The following is a 13,197-nucleotide window of genomic DNA, read 5'->3' on the forward strand; positions in this document are numbered from 1 at the left end:
TGGCTCAGCGCTTGCCGCCCAGCAGGCTGCCGCCGATCTTCAGCAGATCGCCCACGCCGAGCTGGCCGTCACCATCCTGGTCCAGCAGGCTGCCGAGCAGGCCGCCGGCAAGACCGCCCTGCTGCTGCACCTGCTGCTTTTCCTGACCGAGGGCCTGGCTGAGCGAGCCGGCGTCGGCCTGGCCGCCACCGAGGCGCTGGGCGAGGAAAGCCATCACGATCGGTGCGAGGATCTGCAGCAGCTGGCTGGTGCGGCCACTGTCGAGCTGGGTGGCCTGGGCCAGGCCGGTTTCCACCTTCTGCTGGTTGCCGCCGAAGATGTGGCCGAGGATGCCGGCGCCGTCGCTGGCGGCACCACCGCCACCGCCGCCCAGTACCGAACCGAGCACGCTGCCCAGGTCCAGCCCACTGTGGTTGTTCTGCAGCGCGCCGAGCAGCGCCTGCGCGCCCTGCGGCTGCGAGGCGTTGTTGCCCAGCGCGCCCATCAGCACCGGCAGCGCGGCACTGATCGCACCGGAAGCCTGGGTGTCGCTGATGCCGAGCTGCTGCGACACCTGCTGCAGCGGTGCGCCCTGCAGTTTGGCGAGAAGTTCGTCGGTGAGGCTCATCTGCGGAATCCTTGATTGGGGTGGGGCGTGCAGAAGGTACGACGCGGACCGTTAAAACGGCGACGCCGCCTCAAGGGGAGGCGGCGTGCTGTTCACGGGGCAGGGCGATCAGAGCTCGATGTCTTCGGCGCCCGGGGTCGCGGTGGGGAAGTCCGCTTCCGGCTGCGCCGGCTTGAACGGATCCGACGGCTGGCTGGCCAGCGCCTTCAGCGCTGCGGCAACGCCAGCGCCATAGGCCGGGTCGGCCTTGCTGCAGTTGTCGATGTGGCGCTGCTTGATGAAGTCCGGCGCATCGCCCAGGGCGCGGGCGGTGTTGGCGAACAGGCGGTCCTTCTGTGCCTGGTTGTAGCTGCGGAACAGCGCACCGGGCTGGCTGAAGTAGTCGGCGTCGTCCTCACGGAAATTCCAGAAGTCGGCGTCACCGCGGATCTTCATCGGCGGCTCGCGGTACTGCGGCTGTTCCTGCCACTGGCCGTAGCTGTTCGGCTCGTAGTGCGGCAGGCCGCCGTAGTTGCCGTCCACGCGCATCGCACCGTCGCGGTGGTTGCTGTGCACCGGGCAGCGTGCGGCGTTCACCGGAATCTGGTGGTGGTTCACGCCCAAGCGGTAGCGCTGCGCATCGGAATAGGCGAACAGGCGTGCCTGCAGCATCTTGTCCGGCGACGGGCCGATGCCGGGCACCAGGTTGCTCGGTGCGAACGCGGACTGCTCGACGTCCTGGTACCAGTTGACCGGGTTGCGGTTGAGTTCGAACTGGCCCACTTCGATCAGCGGGTAGTCGCTCTTCGGCCACACCTTGGTCAGGTCGAACGGATGGATGCGGTAGGTTTCCGCCTCCAGCTCGGGCATGACCTGGATGAACAGCTTCCACTTCGGGAAGTCGCCCTTCTCGATTGCGGCGAACAGGTCGCGGCCGTGGCTTTCGCGGTCATGGCCGACCAGGATCTGCGCCTGCGCGTCGGTCAGCGATTCGATGCCCTGCTGGCTGACGAAGTGGAATTTCACCCAGAAGCGCTCGCTGTCGGCGTTGGTGAAGCTGTAGGTGTGCGAGCCGAAGCCGTGCATGTGGCGGAAGCTGCGCGGGATGCCGCGGTCGCTCATCACCACGGTCACCTGCAGCAGGGCTTCGGGCAGCAACGTCCAGAAGTCCCAGTTGTTGCGCGCGCTGCGCAGGTTGGTATGCGGGTCGCGTTTCACGGCCTTGTTGAGGTCGGCGAACTTGCGCGGGTCGCGCAGGAAGAACACCGGCGTGTTGTTGCCGACCAGGTCCCAGTTGCCTTCTTCGGTGTAGAACTTCAGCGCGAAGCCGCGGATGTCACGCTCGGCGTCGGCGGCGCCACGCTCGCCGGCCACCGTGGTGAAGCGCGCGAACATCTCGGTCTGCTTGCCGACCTTCTCGAACAGCTTGGCGCGGGTGTACTTGCTGATGTCGTGGGTGACGGTGAAAGTACCGAACGCGCCCGAGCCCTTGGCGTGCATGCGGCGCTCGGGAATGATCTCGCGGTTGAGGTTGGCCAGCTTCTCCAGCAGCCAGACGTCTTCCATCAGCAGCGGGCCACGTGGGCCGGCGGTCTTGCTGTTCTGGTTGTCCACCACCGGTGCGCCGAAGGCCGTTGTCATCGGCGTGACCGGATCATCGCCGTGCTTCTGCTTGGGCGTGGTGCTCAGTTCACGCTGCTGCTGGGCGCCTTCCGCCGGCGACGGCGCGGTGTGATACGGGCACTTGGGGCTGTTGTTATCGGACTGGCTCATGGCTGGCTCCTGCGGGTGAAGACGGGGTGGAACATCTTCACTCGACTTTAGCTATGGCCAGATGAAATGAATAATCGAATGAATCATTCACTTCTATAGCTTCTGTCTATCGATTGTTGGGAATTCATTGCCGGGGCCTTGTTCCGGTCGCCCGGCGGCTCGCGTCCCGACACGCTCCGATCATGGGCCAGCAGTGCTCGATTCGACGATGCGCACCGGGCGTGCTAGGCCGTCGAATGCATCCACATAACGACGATGAAGCATCCCGTCCCGGCGCAGCTGGGTGTCCTGCATCGGCCGGATCTGGGTGGTCAGCGGATTCCCGCGTGGCGCCAGTTGCGTTCCATAGCGTGCGGGGTAGGGCCCCGATGCGCCTGCCTTCACATACCGGGTTTCCTGTACCACCAGGCCGGCACGGCGAAGGCGCTCGATCTGCAGGTCGCCGATGTTGGCGGTGTAGTCGTTGCCGAAGACATACTCGGCCTGCACGCCGTCGGGCCGGTTTTCCCAGGTTGTTGAAACGCAGTTGGAGGTGCAGCCACCGGTGAATGACCAGTGTGGTGAGTATGTGTACGTCCAGGAGGCGGGCTGGATGCCGGGCCCGGACAGGGTCTTGGATACCAGCGACTTGGCCATGTAGGCATTGGGAATGCCGAATGAGCCAAACCCGAAGTTGGAGGAACTAGTGCCGATGATGCCGCAGCTGCCAGGCGTATTGTCCGATCCGTGGATCAACTGGCGAAGCGAGAACACCCCTTGTGCACCGCTGGGATGGCGCATGGTGATCACATCGTTGAAGGCCGGGTCGCCGGCATCTTCCGAGCGGAATCCCGTTGCATTCTGCGCGCAGGAATTCATGTAGAAGCCTGGATTCAGGACGGGGGGCACCATCGTCCACGGCATGGCGCCCACATGGCGGTCGGTGGAGAAGGTCCAGCGCGACTGGTCGGGAAGTACGACTTCGTTGAGCGTGCGCCCCCAGTAGCTGTCGACGTAGTTGTAACGCCAGGTGCGATCCCCGGCCCGGACGGCGCCGATCTTGCCCTGCGCGTCATAGTCGATATCGATCCGGGCTCCGTCATTGGAAATGATCGCCAGCAGGCGGGTCGGGTTGGCACCGTCGTAGCTGTAACTGACCCAGTTGCCGTGGCGGTCCTCGACACGTGTCGCGTAGAGGAAGACATCGACGACCGGAACCAGCAGGTAGGGCTGCGATGTGCCATTGCCATTGCCATCACGATAGTACTCGTTGGCCAGCACGTCGTGCTGGTCGCGGACCGCCATCCAATCGAAGAAGTAACGGGTGCCATCGGTGGTCCGCACCACAAAACCTTCGCCGGTTCCATTCCTGATGGCTGGCAGGCAGCTGACGCGCCACTGGCTGGCCGAGGTACCAATGTAGGTTGCCCCATCCTGGGGCAGGCTTGCCCCTGCTTCCTTCAGCAACAGGGATTCATAACCGACCGCAGGGAGGTTGATGAAGATGCCGCTCCAATAGGTGTGCTTCGGGATGACCCGGGTGTTGAAGTCCGGTGACGGGCCCACCCACTCGGTCGGGGACAGGTTGCTGCCGCTGCAGCGGCCGCCGCCCGCCGCGTTCCAGCCCCGGCGTTGATCGTAGGAGCCCATCATGTAGGGGGCATCGATCTCCCAGGACGCCCCCAGCGGGGCGGCAGCGCGATCCAGTCCCTGTTTCTGCTTCGGCGTTGTGCGGGTGAATGCGACCCGCATTCCACTGCTGGTCGGCACCACGACATCGGTCTGCGAGAACTGCAGCGTGCCATCCTTCCTGTTTAGGGAATCACCAAACAGATCATCGCCGAGCGCCGCGACCCGCGCACCCCGCAGGCGTTCGTCGTAGGTACGCTCGCTGCTTACGAATTCCTGTGCATCGGCCACGCCACACACCAGCAACAACGCTAGAACCGTACGCCGCATGTTCGTTCCCTCGTGATCGAATCCCCTCGCTTCGATGCCGCGGCATGTTGCCCGGCCCCATTGCATGCCGCTGGGATCGCAGTTTCAGTGACTGTGCGGAACGGCGCCCCAGCTCCCCTGTGGCGGTCTGCGTGGCCGAGTATGCAGGATTCTCCGCGGTGGCTTCCAGGGGGGCATGGTGCCCCCTGGCCAGGCGCACTTACAGCAGTGCCTTCAGCCGGTACAGCGCTTCCAGCGCCTGCTTCGGCGTCAGTTCGTCCGGATCGATCGCCGCCAGCGCTTCCTGCGCCTTGCTGGACGGTACCGCGAACAGCCCGAACTGCTGCGGGGCATCCAGCGCCTGCGGCGCCAGCTCGGCGGCGTGGCTTTCAGCGCCGCGCTGTTCCAGCTCGGCCAGGCGACGCCGTGCCTGCGCCACGGTGGCGCGCGGCAGGCCGGCCAGTGCGGCCACCTGCAGGCCAAAGCTGCGGTTGGCCGGGCCGTCCTTCACTGCGTGCATGAACACCAGCGCTTCGCCGTGCTCGACCGCGTCCAGGTGCACGTTGGCGATGCCGCTGCGGCCGCCCTCATGCTGTTCGTCGGCCAGCGCGGTCAGCTCGAAGTAGTGGGTGGCGAACAGCGTGTAGCAGCGGTTCTGGTAGGCCAGGTGGCGGGCCACCGCGTCGGCCAGCGCCAGGCCATCGTAGGTGGAGGTGCCACGGCCGATCTCGTCCATCAGCACCAGCGAATGGGCGGTGGCGTGGTGCAGGATGTAGCTGGTCTCGGCCATCTCGACCATGAAGGTCGACTGCCCGCGGGCGAGGTCGTCGCCGGCGCCGATGCGGGTCAGGATGCGGTCGATCGGGCCGATCACCGCCCGGCTGGCCGGCACGAAGCTGCCGATGTGGGCCAGCAGCACGATCAGCGCGTTCTGCCGCATGTAGGTCGATTTACCGCCCATGTTCGGGCCGGTGATGACCAGCATGCGACGGTCCGGATACAGGTCCAGGTCATTGGGTTCGAACGGCTGTTCGCGTACCGCTTCGACTACTGGATGGCGGCCGCGTTCGATCTTCAGGCACGGCTCGGCCTGCAGCTCCGGGCGCGCCCAGTCCAGCGCCTGCGCGCGTTCGGCGAAGGCGGCCAGCACGTCCAGTTCGCTCAGCGCAGCGGCACACTGCTTCAGCGGTTCCAGCTCCCCGCCAAGGGTGTCCAGCAGCTGCTCGTACAGGTACTTCTCGCGCGACAGCGAACGGTCGCGCGCGGACAGCACCTTGTCCTCGAATGCCTTCAGTTCTTCGGTGATGTAGCGCTCGGCATTGGTCAGCGTCTGCCGGCGGGTGTAGTGCACCGGCGCACGATCGGACTGGCCCTTGCTGATTTCGATGTAGTAGCCGTGGACGCGGTTGTAGCCCACCTTCAGGGTGGGAATACCGCTGCTCTCGCGCTCGCGCAGTTCCAGGTCGACCAGGAACTGGTCGGCATGGGTGGACAGCCGGCGCAGCTCGTCCAGCTCTTCATCGAAGCCATCGGCCAGCACGCCGCCGTCGCTCAGCTTCAGCGGCGGCATCTCGGCGATGGCGCTGGCCAGCAGCTGCGCGCACGCGTCGTGTTCGCCCAGCGCCGCATGCAGGGCCTGCAGGCGCGGCGAGTCCAGCGGGGCCAGCACTTCGCGCACCGCCGGCAGCAGGCCCAGGCCGTCACGCAGGGTTGAGAAATCGCGCGGGCGCGCCGAGCGCAGCGCGACGCGGGTGAGGATGCGTTCCAGATCGCCGAGGCGGCGGAACTGCTCGCGGATGTCGGCGTCCGCACCGCGATCGATCAGGGTTTCCACCGCGTGGTGGCGCTGCACCAGCACCTCGCGCAGGCGCAGCGGGCGGTGCAGCCAGCGGCGCAGCAGGCGCCCACCCATGGGTGTCACCGTGCTGTCGAGCACGCCCAGCAGGGTATTGCGGGTATCACCGTCGACACGCGTGTCCAATTCCAGGTGGCGGCGGGTGGCGGCGTTCATCGCGATCGCCTCGCCGGCGGTTTCCATCGCGATCGAAGTCAGGTGCGGCAGGCGCTGCTTCTGGGTTTCCTCGACATACCCGAGCAGGGCGCCGGCGGCGGCGGTGGCACGGGGCTTGTCATCGATACCGAAGCCGCTCAGATCGTGCAGCTTGAAGAAGTTCAGCAGCTGGCGGCGGCCGCTGTCCGCGTCGAACAGCCACGGCGCACGGCGGCGCACGCCGGTGCGCTGGCGCAGGAACTCCGGCCAGTTCTCCTCGTCGGGCACCAGCAGCTCGGCCGGCTCCAGCCGTGCCAGCTCGGCTTCCAGGGCGTCGTCGGTTTCCACCTCGTTGACCAGGAAGCGACCACCGGCCAGGTCGGCCCAGGCCAGGCCGTAGCCCTGCTTGCTGCGCGACAGCGCCATCAGCAGGGTGTCGCGGCGCTCGTCCAGCAGCGCTTCGTCGGTGACCGTGCCGGGGGTGACGATGCGCACCACCTTGCGTTCGACCAGGCCCTTGGCGAGTGCCGGGTCGCCGATCTGCTCGCAGATCGCCACCGACTCGCCCAGCGCCACCAGCCGTGCCAGGTAGCCTTCGTAGGCATGCACCGGCACGCCGGCCATCGGGATCGGCGCGCCGCCGGAGCTGCCACGCTGGGTCAGGGTGATGTCGAGCAGCCGCGCGGCCTTGCGCGCGTCGTCGTAGAACAGCTCGTAGAAGTCGCCCATGCGGAAGAACAGCAGCAGGTCCGGGTAGTCGGACTTGGCTGCGAAGAACTGCTTCATCAGCGGGGTGTGATCCTTGGACGCCTTGGCGTTGCTGGTGTTGTCTTTTGTATCAGTCACTTGGGGCGTTTCGCGTCTTGGGCAGGGCGTCGGGGCGTGACCACGCGCAGGCATGGCCGGAGAGGTCATTAGTGTAGCGACCTGGGGCGGTCGATGATCCGCGGCACCCGCGCTGGGCCTGGAGGCTGTCCGTGTGCCAACGCCTGCGCCCCTGCCCCGGCACTTTGGTTGATTTCCCCAGGGTCCCACGGTAGTGTCAGCCCCGGCGATCTCCGCCAAGCGGCCTCCATGGAAAACGGGGCGACTTGTCCCCGGGCGGGCGTTGATGGAAAGAACAAGCATGACTGCAGCCTGCATGGCCGCCGAACCTCGTTACACTTGGCGTACCGTCCTGCTGAGCATCCTGGTCGCCATCGTTCCGCTTGCCGGCTCCGCACCCTACACCTTGCTGAAGGCGGTGCTGCTGCTGGCCCTGCTGGTCACCGGCGTGGTTCTGATTCGCCGCCAGCCCGATGTCCGCCTGCGCTACCGCATCGCCCGGTTCATCGTGATCGTCTGCTTCCTGCGCCTGGCCTATGCCTTCTACAGCATCCTCTGGCACGGGCTGCGCTGGAACGAGCTGGATCTGCCGGCGCAGACACTGCTCTACCTGGGTACCGCTGCTGTGTTCGCCACTGCGCTGGACTGGCGCCTGATCTGGAAGATCTTCGCCGTTTCCACCCTGGTCTTCGGCGGGTCGTGCATCGTGCAGCACCACGTGATGGGTCTTGAACGCGCGCACGGTTTCAGTGGCGGCGAATGGACGGCCATCGAGTTCACCATGGTGACGCTGTGCATGGCGTTGTTCTCGGTCATCCGGTTGATCCAGCCCAATGTGCATCCGGCCGAACGCTGGCTGCACGGCGTGGCCATCGCCGTCGGCGTCTACGGTTCGATCCTGGCGCAGAGTCGCGGGCCGATCCTGGCGTTCATTCCCGCCATGCTGATGGTGATTGTGGTGCACGTCCGGCGAACCCGGCGCTGGCGGGGGGCACTGGTCTTCGTCGGTGCCTTGGCCATCGGCGTGGTCGGCGCCACCTCGGTGCTGAACCACGAGGTGATCCAGCGCTTCGGTGAGGTCAGTGGCGAGATCTCCGGCTTCAACCAGGAAAAGGAGGTCGGCTCGGTCCGCGAGCGCATCGCCATGTGGGGCGTGGCGGTCGACGCCTTCGCCGAGCATCCCGTGGCGGGGGTGGGCCTGAACCAGTTCGGTACCTATGCACGTGAGGGCATCGCCCGCGGCGAGGTGTCCGAGTCGATCTTCCGCTACAACCACCCGCATAACGAGTACCTGGAAGCGGCGGTGACCGGTGGCGTGCCGTTGCTGCTGATCATGCTGCTGGTCTTCATCCTGCCCGGCATTCATTTCGTGCGGCGCCTCGGCCACGCCGACGACATCACCGCGACGATCGCCATCGCCGGACTTGCCGTGGTCATCGTCTATGCGCTTTCGGCGTTCACGGACAACGTGTTCTACCGGGCGATGCCGCATTCGTTCTATTTCTACCTGGTGCTGGGCTTCATGATGGCGACCGCCTTGCCGGCGCGTAATCTGCATCGGCCAGGGAGTCCGTCCTGATGGCGCATATCCATCTACTGGCCGCCGACAACCAGCGTGGCCTGTCCCATGACATCCAGGTGATCGAGCGCTCATTGCAGCAGCTCGGGCACACGGTGACGGTCAGCCGTCTGGACGCGGTGCGCAATGGTGGTGCCTGGAAACTGCGCGGGATGCGCCTGCGCAGGCTGCTGGCCTCGTGGCTCAGCTTGGGGCGCACGCCGGCCCGGTTCGACATCAACATCTCGCTGGAGCATGTCCGGCCGGCAAGCTTTGGACTGGCCGAGGTCAATCTGTTGATTCCGAATCCGGAATGGGTGTCCGCACGCAGCCTGCGGATCCTGCCGCGGTTCGATGCGTTGTTGACCAAGACCGAAGAAGCCACGCGCATCTTCAACGCACTGGGCATGCGCGCGCTGGAAGTCGGTTTCTGCAGCCGTGACCGCTACGACCCAGCGGTGCCGCGCAGACCGCGCAGCTTCCTGCATGCGGCCGGTACCAGTCGCATGAAGGGGACGGCTGCACTCGTCAATGTCTGGAAGCGGCACCCTGAGTGGCCCTTGCTGACCATCCTGCGCGGCGGCCCTTCGGACGAAGATGAGGGCGGGGCCGCGAACCTGCGGATCGTCCGCGAGCGGCTGCCCGACCAGGAGGTGCAGCGCCTGCAGAACGAACATGCGTTTCACCTGTGCCTGTCGCAGACCGAAGGCTGGGGCCATTACCTGGTGGAAGCGATGAGCTGCGGCGCGGTGGTGATCACCTGCGACGGCGCGCCGATGAACCAGATGATCGACGACAGCCGCGGTATCCTGGTCGCCGCGCACGAGGGCGAGCCCTGCCATCTGTCCAGAACCTGGCATGTGGATGAGAAGGCGCTGGAACAGGCCGTCGAGCGTGCGCTGGCGATGGATGAGGCCGAGTGGACCCGGCTGGGCGCCAATGCACGCGCATGGCACTTGGCCAGCGAAGTGGCGTTCCCACGCCGTCTGGGCGAGGCCCTGGCCAAGCTTTGAGCTGATGGGGGCTGGTTGCTGCAGAGTGCTCAGCCTGGCACCAGGGTGATCTGCGGATGGCTGCCGAAGATCTCCATGACGATCTCGAAGTAGGCCTGTCCCTGGCCAATCGACAGTGCCGTCAACTGAGGCTGGATGACCGGACCGTTGAACCTGCCGTCCTGATCGAGTTTGGACCGCAGCCAGGCGCGCGTGGTCTCGCGGCCCAGTGCCTCGCGGCCGTGGGCGATGTCACGCCACACCATCGTGGTGGCGGCATGACCGGCGAGCGCGCCGTAGCTGCCGTGCAGCGGGTCATCAAGCGCGTCCAGGCTTGCGCCCAGCTGCCAGTCTTCGTTGGCCATGATGTCGTTGATGGACGCGCCTTCGATGTGTGGGATCCGTGTCATCTGCAGACTGTAGCCCGCCCGGGCGACGGTTGTGTCCGGCGCAGATAATCCGGGCCGCCTTGGATGGGGTAGGCGTGATTATGGTGTCAATTTGTGTAATTTTCATCGGGCGCTGGCGTGTCAGTGGCATTCGGTAATGATGTGGCGCCATTATTGGTCGCTGCATTTTCTGACTGCCTGCACAGTTCCATATATTTGGATCGGTCCATATATAAAGTCCCGTAAAGTTTCCCTCCGCTGCGCCGTCACCCTTCATACGGCCATGATCAAGGGAATTGAGATGCTCGCCTTACGCAACCTCCGAGTGGGATCCCGGCTGGGTGCCGGGTTCGGTTTTCTGCTGCTGTTCATCGTGGCCATCGTTGGCCTCGTGCTGTACGGAAACCACCTGAAGTCCGCCCAGTTCGAGAAAGTGGTGGACGTCAACATGGTGAAGATGCGGCTGTTGAACGACATGCTGGATACCAACAACGCGGTGCTGATGCATCGCCGGCTGATGGTGATCAAGCGCGGTGAGGATTTCGACAAGGATTATCAGAAGGCGCAGGAGCTGTCGCAGACCTACGACGGTATCTGGGCCAAGTACATCAAGATTCCACGCGACGCCACTGGTGATGCCCTGGTGGCGAAAATCGACGCGGCACGCAAGGCCACCGACGCCTCCACCCAGCATCTGCACGAGCGCATGAAGGCCGGTGATTTCGACGGCGCGGCCAAGGAACTGCTCGCCGAGCACGGCTTGGCCACCGCATGGAATGAGGCGATCTCGACCCTGCTGCGGCATCAGGAGACACTGACCGAGCGCAGTCGCGAGGAATACCGTTCAACCGAATCCTGGACCGGCACGTTGTCGATCGTGTTCGGCGCGTTGAGCCTGGTACTGGGCTCGCTGGCCGCGTGGGCCATCACCCGCAGCCTGACCCGCCCGCTGGAAGGTGCGGTGAAGCTGGCCGACGGCATCGCCAACGGGCGGATGGACAACAGCATCGACGCGTCCGGCAACGATGAGGTGACGCAGCTGCTCAGGTCGATGCAGCGCATGCAGGCGCAGTTGCAGTCGGTCATGGCGGCGCAGGGTGAACTGGCCCGCCAGCACGACGCGGGCAGCCTCAGCTATCGCATGGACGAGAGTGCTTTTCCTGGCGACTACGGGCGCATGGTGCACGAGACCAATGCGCTGGTCGGCTCGCATGTGCAGGTGCAGAACCGGCTGATCGAAGTAATGAAGCATTACGCCCGCGGTGATCTGTCAGTGGACATGGATCCGTTGCCGGGCGAGAAGGCCGCAATCACCCAGGCCATGGACGAAACCAAGACCAGCCTGTCGGCGATCAACGGTGAGATCCGCCGGCTGGCGACGGCCGCAGCCGCCGGCGACTTCAGCCTGCGCGGCGATGAAGATCGCTTCGCCTATGATTTCCGCGACATGGTGGCCGGGCTCAATCGCCTGATGCAGACCACCGACGAGAACCTGGTGCAGGTGTCGACCCTGCTGCAGGCGATCTCGCGCGGTGACCTCACTGTACGCATGCAGGGCGACTTCCACGGCGTGTTCGCCCGCATGCGTGATGACTGCAACGCCACCGTCGATCAGCTCAAGCAGATTGTCGGCCGTATCCAGTCCAGCGCGTCCAGCATCAACCTGGCGGCAGGCGAGATCGCTTCGGGCAACACCGATCTGTCGCGGCGCACCGAGCAGCAGGCGGCGAACCTGGAAGAGACGGCTGCGTCGATGGAGGAACTGACCTCCACCGTGAAACAGAACGCCGAGCACGCACGCCAGGCCAACCAGCTTGCCATCGGTGCGCATGGCGTCGCCTCACAGGGCGGCGAGGTGGTCGGCCAGGTGGTCACCACCATGTCGGCCATCGAAGCCTCGTCGAAGAAGATCGCCGAGATCATCAGTGTCATCGACGGCATCGCGTTCCAGACCAACATCCTGGCCTTGAACGCGGCGGTGGAAGCTGCGCGTGCCGGCGAGCAGGGGAGGGGCTTTGCGGTGGTGGCCAGTGAGGTGCGCACGCTGGCGCAGCGCTCGGCCGGTGCGGCCAAGGAGATCAAGGGCCTGATCGAGGATTCGGTCGGCAAGGTCGCCGATGGATCGGCGCTGGTTCGTCAGGCCGGCACCACGATGGGCGAGATCGTGGCCTCGGTGCAGCGCGTGACCGACATCATGGCAGATATCTCTGCCGCCTCGCAGGAGCAGAGCTCGGGTATCGAACAGGTGAACCAGGCGGTGGTGCAGATGGACGAGACCACGCAGCAGAATGCGGCGCTGGTGGAAGAAGCCAGCGCGGCGGCACGCTCCATGGAGGAGCAGGCCAACCTGTTGGCCGAAGCAGTTTCGGTGTTCCGCACGGGGGCGGTGACCGCCGCCGCAGCGGTCCGCCCGGCGCTGGTAGCCGTGGCGGCATCGGTTGCACCGGTACGCCGGCCGGCGGTGCTGCCGCCGCGGATGGAACCGACGCTGGCCGCCAATGCGGGCGGTTGGGAAGAGTTCTAGCAGAGGGCCATGCCGGTAGGAAGACAGCGCCTATCACGCTGGCTGATCGTGATGGGCTCGGATTTCTTCCTGAACGCGCGATGGCCGATGAGGCGGCGGACACGCGCATTTCACTTCCGGTTGCCAACCGCAGGAGGACACTTGCGCCATACCGGAACTCAGGAGATGGCGGAGATGGCCATGAAGACCTCGACCCGATTGCTTGTGCTGGGCACGCTGCTGGCGGCTTCGTCGGTGGCCGGTGCGCAGACGTATGGGCCGCGCGATGAGGGACGCAAGTTCAACGACGGCAGTCGCGTGGTCTGCAAGAACGTGGAAGTGCAGCGCAACTCGCGCGATCCGAACCGCATCACGGGTACCGCTACCGGCGCAGTGATCGGCGGCCTGCTGGGCAACCAGGTGGGCGGCGGTAACGGCAAGAAGCTTGCAACGGTGGCCGGCGCTGTGGCCGGTGGTGCGGCCGGCCGCCAGATCCAAGGCAACCAGCAGCAGAAGAACGGTGACCGCGTGGTTGAACGTCGCTGCGAACGCGTCTACCGCTGATCGATCGCCGAAGGCCCCCGTTTCCCCTTCCACACCGCAGTACCCGAACGCCGGCCCCACGCCGGCGTTCTTCGTTGCAGAAAAAAGGGGACGGAGGGAA

The 13,197-nt window shown here is 65.5% G+C and carries 9 protein-coding genes; 4 read left to right on the forward strand and 5 right to left on the reverse strand.

The features are described 5' to 3' along the window. Window positions 1-4: 4 nt before the first annotated feature. The 4 genes from AC5P9P_RS02160 to mutS form a co-directional block, all read right to left on the reverse strand. Window positions 5-607 (reverse strand): DUF937 domain-containing protein, encoded by a 603-nt coding sequence (locus tag AC5P9P_RS02160; protein ID WP_005408604.1) that lies wholly within the window; start codon window positions 605-607, stop codon window positions 5-7. 108 nt (window positions 608-715) lie between these two features. Beyond that, window positions 716-2,359: a catalase gene (locus AC5P9P_RS02165; protein ID WP_005408605.1), complete on the reverse strand. Its 1,644-nt coding sequence runs from the start codon at window positions 2,357-2,359 to the stop codon at window positions 716-718. Window positions 2,360-2,539: 180 nt separating this feature from the next. Then, complete coding sequence (locus AC5P9P_RS02170) at window positions 2,540-4,297, reverse strand: hypothetical protein (protein ID WP_033833382.1); 1,758 nt, start codon at window positions 4,295-4,297, stop codon at window positions 2,540-2,542. A gap of 199 nt (window positions 4,298-4,496) precedes the next feature. Continuing rightward, window positions 4,497-7,166, reverse strand: a complete 2,670-nt coding sequence (gene mutS / locus AC5P9P_RS02175) for a DNA mismatch repair protein MutS (protein ID WP_425524972.1) — start codon at window positions 7,164-7,166, stop codon at window positions 4,497-4,499. A gap of 226 nt (window positions 7,167-7,392) precedes the next feature. Between mutS and AC5P9P_RS02180 the strand changes: the two genes are divergently transcribed. After that, window positions 7,393-8,670, forward strand: a complete 1,278-nt coding sequence (locus AC5P9P_RS02180) for an O-antigen ligase family protein (protein WP_033834494.1) — start codon at window positions 7,393-7,395, stop codon at window positions 8,668-8,670. After that, entirely contained in the window at window positions 8,670-9,662 is a 993-nt protein-coding gene (locus AC5P9P_RS02185; protein ID WP_049404756.1) for a glycosyltransferase, read from the forward strand. The genes AC5P9P_RS02180 and AC5P9P_RS02185 overlap by 1 nt, the downstream gene beginning before the upstream one ends. A gap of 29 nt (window positions 9,663-9,691) precedes the next feature. On the opposite strand, the gene AC5P9P_RS02190 is transcribed toward AC5P9P_RS02185, so the two are convergent. Next, window positions 9,692-10,051: a barstar family protein gene (locus AC5P9P_RS02190; protein WP_033834496.1), complete on the reverse strand. Its 360-nt coding sequence runs from the start codon at window positions 10,049-10,051 to the stop codon at window positions 9,692-9,694. A 280-nt stretch (window positions 10,052-10,331) separates the two neighbouring features. Between AC5P9P_RS02190 and AC5P9P_RS02195 the strand changes: the two genes are divergently transcribed. Next, window positions 10,332-12,554 carry a methyl-accepting chemotaxis protein gene (locus AC5P9P_RS02195; protein ID WP_495232585.1) on the forward strand — a complete coding sequence of 741 codons (2,223 nt, stop codon included), beginning with the start codon at window positions 10,332-10,334 and terminating at the stop codon, window positions 12,552-12,554. Window positions 12,555-12,728: 174 nt separating this feature from the next. Continuing rightward, window positions 12,729-13,097, forward strand: coding sequence for a glycine zipper 2TM domain-containing protein (locus tag AC5P9P_RS02200; protein ID WP_032965667.1), 369 nt, complete (start codon window positions 12,729-12,731; stop codon window positions 13,095-13,097). Window positions 13,098-13,197: the final 100 nt, after the last annotated feature.

It is taken from the genome of Stenotrophomonas sp. YJH_SMC_14-1 (assembly GCF_059372275.1).

Bases quoted from the DNA above. Each gene is read 5' to 3' on its own strand.
- AC5P9P_RS02160 (WP_005408604.1), bottom strand. From the start codon at position 607: ATGAGCCTCACCGACGAACTTCTCGCCAAACTGCAGGGCGCACCGCTG.
- AC5P9P_RS02165 (WP_005408605.1), bottom strand. From the start codon at position 2,359: ATGAGCCAGTCCGATAACAACAGCCCCAAGTGCCCGTATCACACCGCG.
- AC5P9P_RS02170 (WP_033833382.1), bottom strand. From the start codon at position 4,297: ATGCGGCGTACGGTTCTAGCGTTGTTGCTGGTGTGTGGCGTGGCCGAT.
- mutS (WP_425524972.1), bottom strand. From the start codon at position 7,166: ATGCCTGCGCGTGGTCACGCCCCGACGCCCTGCCCAAGACGCGAAACG.
- AC5P9P_RS02180 (WP_033834494.1), top strand. From the start codon at position 7,393: ATGACTGCAGCCTGCATGGCCGCCGAACCTCGTTACACTTGGCGTACC.
- AC5P9P_RS02185 (WP_049404756.1), top strand. From the start codon at position 8,670: ATGGCGCATATCCATCTACTGGCCGCCGACAACCAGCGTGGCCTGTCC.
- AC5P9P_RS02190 (WP_033834496.1), bottom strand. From the start codon at position 10,051: ATGACACGGATCCCACACATCGAAGGCGCGTCCATCAACGACATCATG.
- AC5P9P_RS02195 (WP_495232585.1), top strand. From the start codon at position 10,332: ATGCTCGCCTTACGCAACCTCCGAGTGGGATCCCGGCTGGGTGCCGGG.
- AC5P9P_RS02200 (WP_032965667.1), top strand. From the start codon at position 12,729: ATGGCCATGAAGACCTCGACCCGATTGCTTGTGCTGGGCACGCTGCTG.